The sequence below is a fragment of the Streptomyces sp. NPDC016562 genome, from assembly GCF_043076955.1.
Classification (GTDB): Bacteria; Actinomycetota; Actinomycetes; order Streptomycetales; family Streptomycetaceae; genus Streptomyces.
Genome location: NZ_JBIBRZ010000010.1, coordinates 199,070 through 215,445, shown reverse-complemented (window position 1 = coordinate 215,445; position 16,376 = coordinate 199,070). Strand labels below are relative to the sequence as shown.

General features: G+C 68.7%; 15 protein-coding genes and 1 pseudogene. 6 read left to right on the top strand and 10 right to left on the bottom strand.

The window, feature by feature from the left end:
• Positions 1–808 precede the first annotated feature (808 nt).
• Positions 809–919: pseudogene (locus tag ACF059_RS31385) on the top strand (site-specific integrase); the annotation flags it as partial.
• Between the two features lie 146 nt (positions 920–1,065).
• Here ACF059_RS31385 and ACF059_RS31380 read toward each other — a convergent pair.
• Positions 1,066–2,298 (bottom strand): GNAT family N-acetyltransferase, encoded by a 1,233-nt coding sequence (locus tag ACF059_RS31380; RefSeq protein WP_392063953.1) that lies wholly within the window; start codon positions 2,296–2,298, stop codon positions 1,066–1,068.
• A 366-nt stretch (positions 2,299–2,664) separates the two neighbouring features.
• On the opposite strand from ACF059_RS31380, the gene ACF059_RS31375 reads away from it, so the two are divergent.
• The gene (locus ACF059_RS31375) at positions 2,665–2,808 is read left to right on the top strand and encodes a hypothetical protein (protein WP_392063917.1); all 144 of its coding nucleotides are present in this window, start codon (positions 2,665–2,667) and stop codon (positions 2,806–2,808) included.
• A gap of 52 nt (positions 2,809–2,860) precedes the next feature.
• On the opposite strand, the gene ACF059_RS31370 is transcribed toward ACF059_RS31375, so the two are convergent.
• On the bottom strand, positions 2,861–3,304 hold the full coding sequence (locus ACF059_RS31370) for a hypothetical protein (RefSeq protein WP_392063914.1): 444 nt from the start codon (positions 3,302–3,304) through the stop codon (positions 2,861–2,863).
• 272 nt (positions 3,305–3,576) lie between these two features.
• On the opposite strand from ACF059_RS31370, the gene ACF059_RS31365 reads away from it, so the two are divergent.
• The gene (locus ACF059_RS31365) at positions 3,577–4,023 is read left to right on the top strand and encodes a hypothetical protein (RefSeq protein WP_392063911.1); all 447 of its coding nucleotides are present in this window, start codon (positions 3,577–3,579) and stop codon (positions 4,021–4,023) included.
• Between the two features lie 770 nt (positions 4,024–4,793).
• On the opposite strand, the gene ACF059_RS31360 is transcribed toward ACF059_RS31365, so the two are convergent.
• Both ACF059_RS31360 and ACF059_RS31355 read right to left on the bottom strand, forming a co-directional pair.
• Entirely contained in the window at positions 4,794–5,558 is a 765-nt protein-coding gene (locus tag ACF059_RS31360) for a hypothetical protein (protein ID WP_392063909.1), read from the bottom strand.
• Positions 5,559–5,620: 62 nt separating this feature from the next.
• The gene (locus tag ACF059_RS31355) at positions 5,621–5,776 is read right to left on the bottom strand and encodes a hypothetical protein (RefSeq protein ID WP_392063906.1); all 156 of its coding nucleotides are present in this window, start codon (positions 5,774–5,776) and stop codon (positions 5,621–5,623) included.
• A 363-nt stretch (positions 5,777–6,139) separates the two neighbouring features.
• On the opposite strand from ACF059_RS31355, the gene ACF059_RS31350 reads away from it, so the two are divergent.
• From ACF059_RS31350 to ACF059_RS31340, 3 genes are all read left to right on the top strand, one after another.
• Positions 6,140–6,472, top strand: coding sequence for a DUF6233 domain-containing protein (locus ACF059_RS31350; RefSeq protein WP_392063903.1), 333 nt, complete (start codon positions 6,140–6,142; stop codon positions 6,470–6,472).
• A 25-nt stretch (positions 6,473–6,497) separates the two neighbouring features.
• Entirely contained in the window at positions 6,498–6,725 is a 228-nt protein-coding gene (locus tag ACF059_RS31345; RefSeq protein ID WP_392063900.1) for a hypothetical protein, read from the top strand.
• Positions 6,726–6,842: 117 nt separating this feature from the next.
• Positions 6,843–7,409: a hypothetical protein gene (locus ACF059_RS31340; RefSeq protein WP_392063897.1), complete on the top strand. Its 567-nt coding sequence runs from the start codon at positions 6,843–6,845 to the stop codon at positions 7,407–7,409.
• A 107-nt stretch (positions 7,410–7,516) separates the two neighbouring features.
• Here ACF059_RS31340 and ACF059_RS31335 read toward each other — a convergent pair whose 3' ends face one another.
• The 6 genes from ACF059_RS31335 to ACF059_RS31310 all read right to left on the bottom strand — a co-directional run bounded on the left by ACF059_RS31335 (position 7,517) and on the right by ACF059_RS31310 (position 16,062).
• Positions 7,517–8,113, bottom strand: a complete 597-nt coding sequence (locus tag ACF059_RS31335) for a hypothetical protein (RefSeq protein ID WP_392063894.1) — start codon at positions 8,111–8,113, stop codon at positions 7,517–7,519.
• Positions 8,113–9,798 carry a helix-turn-helix domain-containing protein gene (locus tag ACF059_RS31330; protein WP_392063891.1) on the bottom strand — a complete coding sequence of 562 codons (1,686 nt, stop codon included), beginning with the start codon at positions 9,796–9,798 and terminating at the stop codon, positions 8,113–8,115. The genes ACF059_RS31335 and ACF059_RS31330 overlap by 1 nt, the downstream gene beginning before the upstream one ends.
• Before the next feature lie 188 nt (positions 9,799–9,986).
• A complete protein-coding gene (locus ACF059_RS31325; protein WP_392063889.1) occupies positions 9,987–12,323 on the bottom strand; it encodes a hypothetical protein in 2,337 nt (778 codons plus the stop codon).
• Between the two features lie 114 nt (positions 12,324–12,437).
• Positions 12,438–13,571 (bottom strand): AAA family ATPase, encoded by a 1,134-nt coding sequence (locus tag ACF059_RS31320; RefSeq protein ID WP_392063886.1) that lies wholly within the window; start codon positions 13,569–13,571, stop codon positions 12,438–12,440.
• A 131-nt stretch (positions 13,572–13,702) separates the two neighbouring features.
• Positions 13,703–14,446, bottom strand: a complete 744-nt coding sequence (locus ACF059_RS31315) for an AAA family ATPase (RefSeq protein WP_392063883.1) — start codon at positions 14,444–14,446, stop codon at positions 13,703–13,705.
• A complete protein-coding gene (locus ACF059_RS31310; RefSeq protein WP_392063880.1) occupies positions 14,443–16,062 on the bottom strand; it encodes a Mu transposase C-terminal domain-containing protein in 1,620 nt (539 codons plus the stop codon). Before ACF059_RS31310 ends, ACF059_RS31315 begins: the two co-directional genes overlap by 4 nt.
• Positions 16,063–16,376 lie beyond the last annotated feature (314 nt).

Here is a 16,376-nt window from a genome sequence, read left to right as displayed (position 1 = left end):
GCGCGCGGTCTCCTGCGGAGACACGACGCGGAGTGACTGCGTCACTCCCAAGGGGGCTGCGTCGCTGCGCGACGCCGGGCGGAGTGAGCCCGGTCGGGCAGTCACCTGCGGTGACTGCGGGGTGGTCCCGGTTGGTTCGGGGACTACCGGTCCGCGGTGACCGGCTGGCAAGAGGAGCGGGGCCGTTCGCGGGGTTCTTCGGCTAATTCTAGCAGGTCAGACGGCTTTTGAGGGGCTATCAGGGGCTCTGACTCGGGGGCCGGCCCCTGCGGGACCGCCACCCTACCGGCTGGTGCCGGTCGCGCTGCGCGCTCCCTCTCCGTAGCAGTGTAGCAGTATGCCCGGCCGCCACCACCCCTGTCCACCCCCAACACCCACCCACGACACCACTACACACCGTCACACACACCCCCAACCGCACCCCACCACAGGTCTACACCACCACCCACGCCAGCAACCACCCCACACCCCATTCAAATACCCTCCACCAATCCGAGACCCCCCAAATACCAAAAACGACAGACCCCCTGACGGAATACCAAAAACACAACCACCAACACCCCAACCCCAGAGCCGACTTCATGCATCAAAACCGCAGCTGTGTAGAAACCCGAAAACCACCCCACCACCACCCAGAAAACCAACCCCCAATACCGAAAACGCAAAAAAACCGCGGACCGGTAGTCCCCGAACCAACCGGGTGCGGCTGGCAAGAGGAGCGGGGCCGTTCGCGGGGTTCATATCACTCGATGGCCGTGACGGCCGGATAAAACCCCCGATGAGAACCCTGTTGACGGCAAGACGGTACCGGCCGCTCGCCTCGGTGGAGGACGCGGAGATCGGAGAGGCGCTGGAGCTGCTGTGGGGCCGCTCGGCGGTGAACACCTGGAACGCCCGCCGCGGCGCCGTGCTGTCCTGGACGGACGAAAACGGCCCAGTGACCTGCGCAAGTACTCCGTCGGTAGATCTGCCGCGCCTCGGCGACCGGGGTTTCCGGACGTCGATCAGGCGCGTTGGCCGTTCGAGCCTGCGCCGGAACTACCTAGGAGCTTCCGGCGCAGGACACTAGTACGGGAGGTAGTAGCTGAGTACGTCCGCGGTCAGTGGAGGGAAAAGCGCCTGGAACAGCTCCTCGTCCGCGGAGTAGACGTCGGGGCGGATCCGGGTCAGCCCCTCCATTCCGTGCGGGCCGAACAGCAGGGCGGCCAGATGGTCGGGCGCCACCCCCGCGCCCTTGACCGCTCCGGGCGACTGGATCGGGCCGCCGGTGACGACCTCACCGAGTCCGTCAGCGAGAACAGGAATCCGGTGGTGGGCGCCGAAGGTGGAGATGACGATGTCCCGGCCGGTGCGGTCGATCCCGGCCGCGGTCAGGCGCTGCCAGAACAGCGGACGCAGCCTGTCGAGCAGTGCCGCGGCATCCGGGATGCGGATGTAGTACTGCTCTGCGTTCCCGCGCGGTTCGTGGTCGATGAACTCCTGCCACGCGTCGCCTGTCACGGTGCCTGCCCGATGGACGATCCGTAGCGGGTCGTCGCCGGATGCCAGAGCGGCGACGCCGCTCAGGAGGTCGCGTGCCGCCGCCTCGTCGCGTGCTGCGGCCTCGGCCAGGAGCATCTCCTCACCGGGAGGCGTGGTGCGCGCGGTGGCGATGACCGTGTCGGCATGCTCGAGAACCCAGAGGTTGCTCGACTCGTGGTCCAGGAGCCATCGCCAGCACGCCTCCGAGTGCGGCGTGGTCACATCGAACCCGCTCTGGGCCGAGGCTTGCAGGGCAGCCATGGAGGGGATGTCCGAGGGGCGGGCGGCACGGAGCGTGCCCGCTCCTTCGCCGGGCGGCAAGGCGTTCACGTTCAGCACCTGCGGTATGTCGATCGCGTACTCGTAGCCGAACAGCCGGTAGAAGTACGGGATTCCGATCATCGCCTGGACGACGTGGCCACGGGCAGCGGAACGCTCGTGAGCCCAGTGCATCAGCGCCCTTACGAGCCCGCGTCCCTCGTACTCGCTGTCGGTGGCGACCAGTTCCACCTGGCCGGCGGGCAGACGGACGCCTCCGATGCACACCTCCTCGTCGAGGAGCGTCGCGGTGGACACGACCCGGTCGCCGTCGACAACCACGGCACAGGCGGACAAGCCCGCGTCGGGGTCGCTGACAACCAGCCGGTGGTCGATGGCGTCGTCCGGCTCACCGCGCTCGGACAGGAGCGCGCCGATCTGCTCAAGATCTGCGGGCCTCGCCTGTCGCAGGGCGAGGCCATCGGGCAGCGAAACAGCTCCGGAATAGCTTTTGATCATGGTCACAGCCAGACAGTGGCATCGCCCGGCCTTCCCGTCCAACAAGTTTTTCGCAGCCCATCGCCAGCGCCGACGGGCACGGGGTGGTCAACCACGCCAGCTCACGTCTGCTCGCGGATCCGGCCGACGCCGCCACGCCCACCAGCGCTTTCAGTAGCGCTCTGCACCGGGCGGCCGCACGGGACCGGGCACGACCTGGGCCGCGTCGTGGTGTACCTGGCGGTGATGCTCGCCGACGGAGGCTAGGCAATCCGAGAGCTGGCCGTACTGCGTGACCGGCGCGACGTGTTCGGCCCCGCCGCCTCCACCCGACCGCGTGGCGAGTGTCGGCCGCGCATCTTCATCGCCGCCCTCTCCCTCGCGGTCATGCCCTTCCTGTCCGCCGCCCACGCCGCACGGCCCGCGCACTCGGCTCCGCCGGGCGCGGTCGCCGCCCCCAAGCAGACCCTGCGGTGCTCATACCTGTCGGCCGTCCTGCTCGTCTGTCTCCTCAACGCCACCCTAGGCTGAACCTGGGCCGACCCGATTGCCGCCCTCGTAAGAACAAGCAGTTCTTTGGCGCTCAGCTGTCTGTTCTGTTCCGGACATCGGCGGTCATCACCTCGACGAGCTCCGCGTATTTGGTTCGGTCCTTTAGCTGCCCGCGTAGTTCTTTCGGCCCCTCGAAGCTCAGCAGCTTGTCTCGGAGCGGTTTGTTCGCGACGAGCAAGGCCTCGGAGAGTGCCGTGCCGACATCAAGGTCGTCAGCATCCACTCGTTGCACCGCGGTGAGCAGGGCCGCGTACTTTTGGCGTCTGTGCACCTGCCATTCCGCGGCGCGCTTCAATTCGTCCACCTTCATGGCAGCCCCGCCGGTGTGCCTGGCTTGCGACACGCTGAACAACCCGCCTGCCACCGCGCCGAGGACCAGGGAGCCCCGGCGGGTCTGGAGCAGCACCCGGCCGCCCGGCTCGGAGGGGGTGAAGACCAGCATCCGGTGGCCGTCGAACTTCTGCTCATAGGCCACCTGGCCCGCCAGCAGGCCGGCAGGCCGACAGGCGGGATCGTCTGGGTCGACTGCGCGAGCATCGGCTGAATCGGTGGGTGGAGCATCACTCTGACCCCTTCCTGCTCTCCCCCTTCCAAGCCCGCGAGCAGGGGTTCGGGCGGTGTACGGAACCTTCCCGCAGCTGTCAAGCCACGACTTTTTGGGACATGACCAGCCGGTCCGCATGACGCCTACTGGAGGTAGCGAACGACGGCAGCTCCCACCGGCACCCACCTGCGAGGAACGCTTTCATGTCCCACACCACGCACCGCCCCCGCCACGCCCGGCCCACGCGACGCACCTCCCGCTACCTGCTGGCCTTCGCCTCGGCCGCCTTCATTTCCGGTGCCATCGCCGTGCCCGCCTCAGCGGCAACCGCACCCGCAGCCCCGTCCGCAGTCGCAGGCGTCCTCTCCGACATCCCCGGGACCAATGACGACACCACCGAGTACGGCGGCTACACCGGCCCCAGCGACACCGGCGGCATCCTCAGGGGCGGCAGTGGCGGCAAGGGCGGGAACGACGACACCACCGAGTACGGCGGCAACACCGGGGCCAACCCCTACCGTGACCCCGTCGGCGGCGCCTACGGACCGGACACCTGCCTGCAGGGCTACGTATGGCGCGAAAGCTACGACGGAGACACACAGTGCGTCACACCCGCAGAACGCGACGTAGCCAAAGCTGGCGGCAACTAACGCCCGCCCGCATCAGCCCCTGTGACTGAGCGCCGTTGGTCCCGCTGGACCACTACGGCGCTCAATGTGCTCGCCTACCGCCGGACCGCCGGTTGGGTCACCCGTGCGGCCCCGCGCTCGCCCCTCAGAGGACGCCCTTAAGGACCTTGGCGAAGATGCCCTCGTTCCCCCGGACAACCTCGTTCGGGAGGACCCCGTCACCAGGCGCGGCATCGCCCAGGAGACCTGAGTTCGGGAGGACCCCCGACACCAGGGGGGAACGGCAGCGGAGCCGGCGCAGACGCATGGGCGGCGGCCGGAACGGACACGACAGCCGCGCCCGCGAGAGCGGCAGTGGCAAGTACCTGCTTGATCGTCTTCATGCCTCAACCAACGATCCCGCGTCCCTGCCGTCACACCCCCGGCGTCGGGAACGGCAGGTCAAGCGCCAACTATCGAGCTCGGTCACCCCTTGCTGTGACTGAGCGTCGTAGTTGGCCAGCCTGGCCAACCGGTTACTACTCAGCCGCGAGTCATCAGCCAGGTGGTTCCGTGCACATCGTGGGGCCGCCGCAGCGGCCCCGGGGAGGATCCGGCCGGGCTTTGGCGGTAGATCCGCGATCTTGATACCGGGTGACTGGGGCTGTATTGCTACGTCAGGGGTTTCCGTTCCCGTTCTGCCAGTCCGCTCTGATGACCAGGTTTCCCGCTTCGGCCGGTTCGCCGCTGATCCGATCGGCAACCCGGCCCCACGCCGCGCCCCGTGCCCGAGGGCCGCCCGAGCGGCCCGCTCACTGCTTCGTCAGAAGCAGCCCGGGAAGCGCGATGACCGGAGCCGCCTGGTTGCCGCCGACGATGCGCACCCAGGTCTCCGGTCCGCCCGGGATGCACGCGAGCGCGCCCTCACGGTGGAGCCACATCTGGACCGAAGTCGACATCTGCGGGTAGTCCAAGACCCACCTGCCCTCTTCCGTGCACGTCCCGACCCGCAGGGTGTACTGGCCCCCCTGCCCGGGCGCCGTCTGCTCGGTCAGGGTCAGGGACGCAGCGTCCTTCGAGGCGGTCCACACTCCCGGATAGTCCGTGTACGGCCCGGAGCAGGAGCCGGAGACCGCCGCCACCAGCGCGACGACGGTGATGGCGGCTGCGGCGCGGACCGGCTGGATCGACAGCCCCCTCGGGCTGATGGTGCACAGGACAGTGGCCGCGCACGAGGCGGCCATCGCGATGGCGCACCAGACGACCCAGGGCCCCGTGCCCGCCCTGACCAGCATGATCAGGAGTGCGAGCGCGAGGATCCCCGAGGCGACTGCCCGCCAGACGGCAGCAGGGTTCCGGGCATCGCGCAACTTCAGCACCACGATCACGATCGGCAGGACCGCCACGGCCACGGCGAGGAGCATTGCGCAGACCAGGACGAGAGTCCCGTCGAACGTCGGCACCAGCAGGGTGGTGTCCGCCGAAGCGAACGTCCCCACCAGTCCCGCGACCTCCACCGCGAGCGCCGACCACAGCACGGCGGCGAGCCGGCGGCCCGTCGTTTCTTCCCCCACCAAAGCCCCCAGGCTTTGAGCACGTTCAATTATTGGGCTGCATGGTACTGGACCCTGCCATCCCGTCAGGGAGCAGGTGCACGGAGCCGGACCTGCCCACCGAACGGAGCAGTGGCACCGCGCCAGACAGCGGCGGCAGCGGTCTGCAGGACCGACAGGTCGTCGATGTCGGTGGCGACGTCGGCGAGGAGGAGGCCGAGGAACGCTTCGACGCAGGTCACCTCCATTTCCCGGACTCGCGCGTTACCGGTCGAGCCTCCGGCTCGGCCGGCTTTGCGGCTCCGGCCAGCTAGAACGCTCAGTGGCCAACTACGACGCTCAGTCACACTTGCGTGCCCTGCCGGGCGGGATGTGAGTCGGCCAGAAAATCGAACACATGATGGAATAGAGGAGTCCGCACACCCCAGGAGCGCGCCATGACCTCCCCCGCCCCCATCGCCAGACCCCAGCCCGTCACGTGGGCTCCCAGCCAGACCGGCCCCTGCGCCCGGTGCCATGCTCCGACCTGCCGCTACGGGGTCGGGGCCTCGCCCTTGTGCGCGTCGTGCAGGGCCGCGCGGCAGGCGCAGTACGGGGTCTGAACCGTGTCCGTCCTGCCGCCCGACCTGCCCCGGCTGCGGACGCTGGTCACCTACCTGCGCGGCGAACTCAGCCGCACGGAGCAGGCCCTGGCCGCCGCCGAGGAGCTTGATGCCGCCACCACCCGGCAGCAGCCGGCGCCCGACCCTCCGGCGTGGCTGGTCGAGCGCGGGATAGGCGCGGGCCGGCTCCCGGTCCGCCTCCACACCGGGGACTGCTGGGACACCGGCAACCGCTGCATCCCCTCCGGCGCCGAGCAGGTGCGCCGGCTCCTGGCCGAGGGCGTGCCGGCCTGTATCCACTGCCGCCCGGACACCGCCCACGGAGTGCTCGAATGACCGGGTACCGGTGCACGGTGGAGGGATGAACCCAGGTCTGCGTGTCGTCGTCTACCCGCCCGATGCCCAGGGCGGGCGCCGTGTCCGCGTAGACGGCGAGATCCTCGGCCGCGCCACCGGCCCCGGCGATCTCCTCGAATTCCTGCGGCGGGCCGGCCTGGACCCCGACGACGTGCGCCTGGACGACGCGCTGCTGATCGAGTGGCGCGGCGGCGGGCCGGCCGTGTGGAGTCCGGACGCCAACGGAGCATGAGCTGAGGGCGCTTTCTTTGGATTATGTGAAGCGTTCGGTGGTCAATTGATTTTCTTTCGGTGCCTCTTTCGAGGGACACACCCCGGGTCGTCTCCTATTCGGGGGAACATTCGCCCCATGGTTGGCTACATGGCCACACCTGAAGCCAGTCCACTTTGGACCACGTTGATGGTCCCCGTCGTTACGGCAATCGCCACCGCCGCGGCCGGATCTGCAGGCCTTATGCTGCAGGACTACCGACGAAAGAAGGATATTCGGCATCGCCATAGAGCGCAGATGGAAAAGGCTCACTTGGAGGTGCAGTTCATCAGTGGTTGGATGCAGGCGAGGACACAACTGGGACCAGCGGCGGACGTCTCTCGCGACGCCGAGGACTGGCTAGACCGCTGCTATCAGTCGGCCCGGGATGCCAGCTTCGCGCCGCCACCGCAGCCAAGCCGTGCCCTCTTGCGCCGACTGCTCTTGCTGCAACCTCTTGGTGGACGTGCGGCGAAAATCTTCCGCGTGGCCTACTGGATCTCGCTCGCGTGGCTAAACTACTGGGTATTTTGGAACATTTCCCTATTGCTGGGGTCCACTCCCCTGCCGCTCACCACGAGGGAAATGATTTTGGGGTTCCTGGTCCTTACTGCGGCCTTCCTGGGTTTGTGTGGTTCTCCGACGCCTTTGCCATACTTACGATAGGAATGTTCGGCACTCCCATCCTGTGTGGCCCTCGCCTGTGGTGGGTGGGTCAGCGAGACACCAGGACCAACGACCACATAATCCGAATGACGCGCCCTAAGGACCGGTCAGGCTCCGATGCCGATGGAGGAGACGTATGCGTAGGCCGCATATTCCGAGTCGAGATCGCTGATGACGTCGTCCCAGATTTCATCGATCAGAGACTCGTCGCGGTCTGCCCACGCCTTGACCAGATCGCCCCAGATGTAGCGGACGGTGATAGAGCGGTCGCTCAGGGGGCGCCGGAATTTGCCGTCCACATGGCTCTGGTCCACGGGGTAGATCTCCATGCGGCGGCCGCGGCCGCCGTTGTCCAGGTGCCGGGCGAGCCAGCCGGAGCGGATCAGGTTCTCCCGCCGGCGCTCCCAGTACGCGCGGTCCACCCGCTCCCGGTTCGCCGGGGAGGGCGCTGCCTTCCCCTTCATCCAGGAGCGCAGCGTGCGAGGCGTGACGCCTTGTTCTGCGAGGGCTTGGCGGCCAGCGGGGCTGTCGAGGTACCGCAGCCGGGCGGCTAGGCCTCGGCGGGAGGTGACAGGCGAGGTGATGCCGGAGGAGTGCACGATCCGGTTGAGTTCCAGGATCAGCGCTTCACCGCCCTTGAGGCCGCGGGCGTCGTACTTGCCCCAGTCGCCCCACCGTGCCCACAGATCCTCGGACCCCGACATCAGCGCTTACCCCCCAGCACGTAGGTGCTCTTTTCCTTCACCTGATTCAAGTCCCGGCCCTCGGAAAACACCGACCGCCAGTCACCGATCACGTGCAGTTCATCCGTACCGGAAATCTCCACCACCTGAAATCCTGCCTTGTGGATTTTGTTGGCTTTCATCCACAGATTCGCGAACGCTTTCGCCCGCATAATGTGCATCCAGTCCGGGCGGCGCATATCACGGTTCGCGGTGGATTCACCGAGGGTGGAGATCAGCTTAGAATACATGGATTTCACGTAGTTCACGGTCAGTTCGTCGCCCTCGGCGAGGGCGGTTTTCCGGACCTCGGCCAGGGCGCGGCGGAGTTTCTCCAAGAGGACTTCGGTGGCGCCGGAGACGAGGGAGCGGTGGATTACCGGGGCGTCGGCTAGGCCGTCGCGGGCGCAGTCGAGGAGGAGTCGGAGGGTGGATTCGCTCACCCACAACTCGCCGGGCTCCATCCGGTTGCCCAGCGGGTTGGGCAGGTCGGTGTGCTCCCAGGAGGCGGGGGTGATGAGGTGGACTCCGGATTTCTTCCGGTCGTGGACGCCGCTGGTGTCCTCGCGGAGCTGTCCGATCGGAAGCCAGCACTTGAAGGCGGACAGGTAGGCGGCGTTCATGTCCAGGGCGCTCACTTCGAACTGCTCGCCCTGCCTGGCGGCCTTGAAGAGGGCGGCGTTGCGCCACTTGGGGCGGCCCTCCCAGATCTCGTCCGCGCCCTTCTGGGTGCGCTTGCGCAGGACGTCGGCGGTCGGCGGGAACTCGGAGTGCTCGTACCGGCCGCCCACCCGCGAGACCTTGAAGAACTTCATGACGTCCGGGATCGCGCCCTTGATGAGCGCGGCCTGGGCGGCCTCCAGGTCCCCGGAACACTCCTCCAGCACCGCATACACGCGCCCGGTGATCTGGTCGACCAGCGACCCCGACGCATACGCCCGCGGCGCCCGCGGCCCGGCCGACGGGGCGGCCGGCTCGACCTCGGCCGTCGACTCCGGAGCAGGAGCCGAGGCCGGGGCCGGAGGCGCGGTGGGGGGTTGCTCTGACTGGGGCGGTTGCACAACCGGCTCCGGCACGACGAACTCCGTCGCCGCTTCCGGTGCGGGCGCGGGGGTGGGGTGCTCGGCAGGGAGCTGCTGCGGGACGGCGGCGGGTGGCGCCGGGGCCGGGGTTGCGGCGGTGATGGCGGCCGCGCATTCCTCGGCGCTCAGGTGCTGGGGGAACCCGTCGACCTCCTCGACGCACGGCTGCCCGCACAGCACACACGGCGCCGCAGGCACGGCCGCCAGCGGGTCGGAAGCCTCGGGGGCGGGCGGCTGCAGGGCGGCCGGCTGCGGGGGCTGGGCGGGGAGCTCGACGGCGGGGAGCGGCAGTTGGGCTGCCAGGGGCGGGGCCGCGACGTCGAAGGGACGCAGGGCCGGGATCGAGCCGTGGAGGACGCCGACGGCGTGGGTGGGGCCGGCAAGGAGGTCCAGGACGTGCAGGCCGAAGTGGGCGGCCAGGCCGTCGACATCCTCCAACGACCAGTGCTGACGACCCGCCTGTTTGCGGGAAACCTGTGCCTGCGACAGGCCGAGAGCGTCGGCAACGGCGTTCTGGCGCTCACCGGTACGCGTCATCAGCGCAGCGACCGTGAGTCTCAAGAGCTCTTCAGTACCCATCACCATGATGCAACTCTAGACCAGTTGATGCGGAAAACGCATCAGAATTGCGTGAAAGGCTTCACTGGCTTGGGTGAGGTCGATCATGGTCGCCTCGCCCCGGCACCGGCCGGGTCAAGCCATGGAATTCCGAGGCCCGCGCCCGGGGTAGGGCGGCAGCCGCGCCTCGACCACGGTCACGCCCGGTGCATTGATCAGGCGTCCAGCACGGTGACGTCGGGTTTCGTGCCGAGGCTGGCGAGAAGAACGATCTTGGGAGTAGCGCGTGAAGCAACCCGCCTCCCCTGCACTTCGTGCTGGAGCGTCCTCACCGTTGCATCAGACCATTTGGGCTTGGATGTGGCCAGGACGAGCCCGCCTGCTCCAAGGGCAATACAGCCTTCGATGAGCTTGCACGCCTCGCGCTTCTGCTCCTTCGGACTGCCCCCGAGGGCATCCCCGCTCTTTGCTTCTCCGAGCCACACCCGGTCCAACGTGGCGAGGGCGAAGTCGATCTCCACGAACGGGCTGCCGCTTCGAAGGACCTCGAACTCCTCGCACACCAGCGCTGGGCGGGCCCAGTGCTGGGTTCGGAGGAACTGGGTCGCGAGCAGGGGCACGTCTCCGTCGTTCTCGACGAGTTCACGTACCGCCGGATGCAGTTCGTAGTACCAGCTCGGCTCAGGGAGCGGCGATTTCCACCGTTCCTGGATCAGGCTGTTCTCACCACCGCATCGCCGGCACAAGTAGGCTTGAGTGATCTCAGCGAGCGGGTAGAACTCGTAGATCGGGCAGTGACAGCAGCCCAGGACGAGCCCGCGCCGGACAACTCCCTGACTCGCCCATGTGTCCAGGTCGGCGCGCCTTGCGTGCTCATTCCAGTCCGTCTTCTTGTACGCGGCAATCGCGTCCCACGACAGCACGAGCCCCGACTTCAGGTTCCACGCGCTGCCCGGTGGCAGCTCCCAGCCCGTCTTCTTCGACGTGAACGCACGAAGCACCGGCCACCCGGGGCTGGAGGCAAGCTGTTCCAGCTCGGTGCGTGAACCTAGCAGCCTCTCCGCGATGGCGGCCCGCTTGCCGGCCGCACTGGGGCGGATCGCCATGGTCTGCCCTGCGGCAGCCTGCTGCAGCACCTTCCCGATAGACGGCCAGGACAGCTTGGGAGCCGCTAGCCGCCCGGCGAGAGGCGCGCCCGCAGAAACGAAGTCGAACCGATGGGACCAATAGGTGATCCCTCCATCCGCAGGCCTGACGAAGGTCTCCCACGGGTTCTGATCGGCTGCAATCACAACGGAGCTCGTCAGTGCGTGGAGAGGCGGCACGGGATGGTTCTTGGCCGTAAGCGTCACTTGCCATCGGTGCCGATCGGGGTCAAGGCCGGCAGGGACCTCTCCCGGCAGGCTGAGCGCTGCGGCGAGGGTTCCCTCTTCGCCCACCCGAACCGGCAGCGATCGCGGCTGCTCCCAGGCGTCGCGTAGCACCACCATCTGCCGGCAGGAGAAATCAACCTCTGCGGAAGCCACCACCTCAGGTTTCACGTCTCGGTCGGGGTCCACGGACGGGATGCGCAGTCCCCTGCTGGCGCCAGCCCGGTCCCGGACCTCGTCGGAAGTTAAGGACGCGCTCGTCGCCAGGATCCGGTCCTGTGTATAGGACCGGACGTAGAGCCATCCCTCATTTCGGGACGGCTCGCTCCACGGAACCCAAAAGACACGGCTGTGCGTCTGCCGCAGCGCCTCGGCCAGGGCGTAGTCCTCGGGCTTGCCCCCGAACACGAGCAACGTGTCCCGGTTCGGGATCCCACGCTGGACGGATATGCACAGCGCCGCTTCGTGTGACCTGACAGCGAGGGCATCCGGACCTGCGGCCACGCGGGCCTCGGCTACCGCCTCCGGCTCAGCCTGGTGAACCGTGGCTGCTTGCCACGCGGAGATATCCACCTCCGCCGTGCCCAACTGCTCCTGAACACCTATCGTCATCGCGCAGGACAGTGCCTCGGGCGTCGTCACCAGCCCACGGGGCACCCCGTACAACGGCACCCGAGCCACGTCCCCCAGCGCAGTGAGCTCGGACGGGGAACGGGCATCGAAGAGGTGGGTGAGCTGAACATGGTCCTCGTGCTGGTTCACGGCCAAACGCGAGCGCAGGTCTTGAGCAGCTTCCTCAGCCTGCCCCGCGAGAGCGTGACTCCAGGCTGTTTCTCGCAGCATCTGCGTGGCCGCCTCACGAGCCGCCGGGTCCTCGACCTGCTGACCTGCGATGAGTCGATCTACCAGCCCTGGGGAGAGCTTGTCGACCGAGTCCCACGAGGGGTTGTAGGCCACAACGTGATCCGGACCGAACTGAGCCAAAGCCCGCTCCACCCCGCTGTGACCCACCGCGGCTGCAGGGACGAGCACGCTGCCACTGCCTCCCCAGACCTGCGACACCCGCATGAGCCCAAGTGCCATCCATCGCACCCAGTCATCGTCATGCGGGACCACTACCACCAGCCGTGGAGGACGTGCCGACACCGACAACGGCAGAAACGAGTACGCCTGCTCACCCATCCACGCAGCGTCCCAGCCATGCGCCCCAGCCGAAGAAGAATCGAGCAAGATCCCCACTTCACCCCACGCCAGTGACGCTGCACTTCATGAACTCCCGCAGCGGCCGGAGACTGCTCAGATGCCTCCGAGTCGGCGGCATGCCGCCTCGATCAGGGCGCTGCCGGAGTGCGCGAGGGGGTCGGTCAGGACGGCGTCGATGATGTGGGCGGTGATCTGGGCGAAGGTGCGGAAGTTGCCCCGGGCGCAGCGTTCGTCGGCTCGGGCGATGTGCTGTGGTGGCACTTTGCCCCACAGCGGGTGGTAGGCGGGCAGGACGGCCTGGGTCTGGCTGGGGGTGAGCGGCGGGATGTGTTGGCGGGTCAGGATGCGGGAGGCGAGCTCTGGTATCCGCTGGAGGGCTCGGGTGCTTCCCGTTCCGGCCAGGATGAGGGTAGTGGGTGCGCCGGGGTCGGCTGCGAGGCGGCACAGGTATTCCAGGGCGGGTGGGGACAGGCGCTGGATGTCGTCGCACACCAGCACGTGCGGGCTGCGCAGCGCGATCGCCAGAGCCTGATCGGTGGCGTTGAACCGGTTGTCGAAGCGCACCTTGAGTGCGAGTGCTTCGGCGATCGCGTGGCGCAGTTGGGAGACGGTGGCGCCCACGGGTATCGGGACCCGGTGTATGGCCGGGCCGGGTGGCAGGAGGGAGAGGGCGTACTGCAGGGCGACGGTCTTGCCGGCCCCCGGGGCGCCGTCGATGTTCATCACGCCGCCGGCGGCCACGACGTGCCGCAGGGCGGAGGCGGTCTGTTCCAGAGCGTCGGTGACCACCACGTCCGCTTCAGGGATCAGCGTGTCCACGCCCGCTGCGGCGCAGTCGGGGCCAGCCCGGAAGGGGTGGTCGCCCTCGCAGGGGCAACGGCGGGCCCGGTACAGGGGCGTGGACAGGTCGGCGGCAGGGCGGGGGCCTGGCTTCCGGCCGCGGGTCAGGTCGTGTTCGGCTGCCAGCAGCGCGTCCATCCGGGCCCATGTCGTCTCGTCCCAGGCAGGGGTCTTCAGCCACCATCCAGCGCGGGCGGGAGCGGTTCGGGGCGGGGGTTCGTCGCGGGCCTGCCACAGCCAGCATGTCACCGTCTTCACCGGTACACGGGCCAGGTGCGCCGCGGCATTGCGGTGCGGCCCCAGCAGCCGGCCTGCCTCATCGATCGTGAGGAGGCGCTCGACCAGCACCGTAGGGGACAGCATGCCGTCCCGGATCACCTGCGTCATCCGTCAGCCCCTCACCGGACGAAGGAGGCCGCCGCCGTTGTGGCGGCCGGGGGCCGGGAGCATGCGGACCGGCGCACGCTGCCCGCGGTGCTCGATCGATGGCCTGTGAGGCGTGACCGCGGTGCCGGCGGTCATCCCAGGCGGCTGAAGGCCCACCGCAGAACCTCCCGGTCCACCCGCGCCCGCCCCGTGCGGGCCAGGCCGGTGCGTAGGTGGGCGGTCAGTCTCGCCCAGTTGCGGAAGTTGCCGTGGGCGGCGTGTTCGTCGGCGAAGGTGATGTCGCCGGGATCGGCGTCCTGCCAGATGGGGTGGAACAGAGGGACGACCTCCAGGACCTCGTTGGGGGTGAGGCGGGTGAAGTGCTGCCAGATGAAGATGCGGGAGGACAGCATCGGCTCGCGGTGCAGCACGGTGTGGCAGCCCTCGCCGCCGACGAAGATGATCGCGAGTTGTGTGGCGGGTTCGTCCCACAGGTAGCGGAAGTATTCGAATGCCTCCCCGCTGAGCCACTGGGCCTCGTCGACCAGGAAGGTGCGGGGGTGTTCGGCCAGTGTGGTCTTGAGCAGGCGGTCGAATTCGCTGGGGTGGCGTGGTGGCTCGCCGGGCAGGCCGAGCGCGGTGAACAGTTCGTAGCGCACCGCGCGGGCGGTGGGCCGGGCACGAAAGGTGATCTTGTGGATGTCCTCGCCGGGTTCGAGTGCGCGCAGGCAGGTGTTGACGGCCAGGGTCTTGCCGAAGCCGGCCCCGCCGTGGATGCACATCATGGCGCGGGCCGCGACGGTGTCGGTGATGTTCTCCCGGGCGGTGAGCAGGGCGCGGGTCGCGACCACGTGGGCGTCCGGGAGGTCGGCGTACTGGTAGGCGGTCTCGGTCACCGTGGTTCTCCCTCGCCGGTGGTGTCGGCATCTGCGGCAGTGCCGGGGCTGTGGGCATCGGCAGTGCCTGGACGGGGCTGCTCGTCGGCGGTCGGCGTATCCGCAGGGGTGGGGCGGGTGCGGGCGGCGAGGGAAGCTGGTGTGCGCCAGCCGGGCGGCGGCACGGCCGGCGGGATCAGGTCCGGCAACGCCAGCCTGGAGAGGTCCGCCGTCTTCTCCTCGGCGAGCTCCCGGCCTGCTTCCTGTGAGGTGAGTGCCTGCAACTGCTCGGGCCGGCCCGGCCGGGCCTGGGCTCGGTAGCGCTCCTGCTGGACCGCGGCAAGGTCCTTGCGCAGGCGCCGGCCGCGTGCCGCCCGTGCGGAACGGACCGCGCTGATCTGCTCCGGACTCGCTTGGTCGGCGAGCTCGGCCGAACCCAGGTATCGGCTCGTGGCGGCGTCGAACACCTCGATCCGGCAGTCGTGGTGGGGCATGAACCGGACCCGCACCCGCTCACCGGCCAGGCCCGTCATCCACGCGGCCACGTAGTCGCGGTTCCTGAAGCGGACGCCCTTGGAGGAGAGCACCCGGACACGGCCGTCGTCCTCCAGGGTGAACGTCCACAACTCGTCCGCGCCGATCTCGCGCAGCGGCGTCGGATCCGCCTCCCACGCCTGGAGCGGGGAGCGGCCTTTCAACGGCCCGGGGTGGTGGGAGGTGTTCCACCAGGCCACCCAGTCCAGCAGGCGGGTGGTGAAGTCCTCGAAGTCCAGGAGCGCCTCGTTCTTCGGCCGCGCCCGGCGCCGACCCGGACGTGGCTGGCGTGTGTAGCCGGGCAGCGCGGCCAGGAACATCGACTCCACCGCCCGGTTCAAGCCCTCCACGGTGCCCTTCAAGTGCGGGGTGTAGGCGGGCAGGTCCTCGACGGTGACGTCGAGGGCGTGGAACGCGGCGGTCACCGTCCTGGACAGGAAGTCCTTGCCCCGGTCCACGCGTACCTTCTCCGGGAGTCCGCCCTGCGGCCCGAACGGCTCCTCGCGCACCACGGCCGCCCGGAGGGCGGCCAGGACCGACTCCCGCGACGGATGCCCCGGGGTGACCGCCACACCCATGATCGTGTTCGACGCGCAGTCCACGAACCAGGTGACCCACGGCCGGCGCGCAGCGCCCTCGACGTCGACCAGGACCGGGGCCTGGACGTGATCGGCCTCCCACGCCTGGTTCCGCCACCCCCGCGGCCGGGCCAGGAACACATCATGCTTGCGGGCCTCACGCTCACCGCCGGCAAGCCCCGCCCGCTCCCCCGGCGACAGGTCCCGCCGGATCGCACGGTGCAGCGTCGGAACCGACGGAGGCGGATCACCCTCACCCCGAGCCGCGCGGGCGGTCAGCTCACGGTGCACAGCGGCGACGTTCCCCTTCCACAGCCCGAGCAGAGCCCGCACCTCTGGGGTGACCGTGAACCTGCCCGGATACGGGGCCCGCTCCCCCGGCGCCACAGCTGCGGCCTCGTCCTCCTCGGCCGCGGCCAGCCACCGCCACACCGCCCGCTCCCGCACACCCAAAGCATCCGCCACCACCCGCACATGCCGGGTGGTGAGCTTCCCCTCCCCACGCAAAGCCAGCAGATGACGCACCGCAGGCCCCCGCAACGCCCGCACCGACACGGCCGGCAACACCGCGTCCGTATCCCCGCCCGGCCCCCGCGGGGCAGTCCCCTCATCCACCCCCCGATCACACCAACCACCCACCGGCCGATGGATCAGAACTCACAAAACTGAGACAGCATCACACCTCCCGCGATAAAGGCCCACAACAGCGAACCCCCACCAACCTCTCACCCCCAAAACAGCGCCCTCACTACCCGGAACAACCCCCGAGCAGCATCAACACACACAGACGCGCTGTCCCTCACACCACTGTCACCAAACCGAGAAATCGCACATGACTT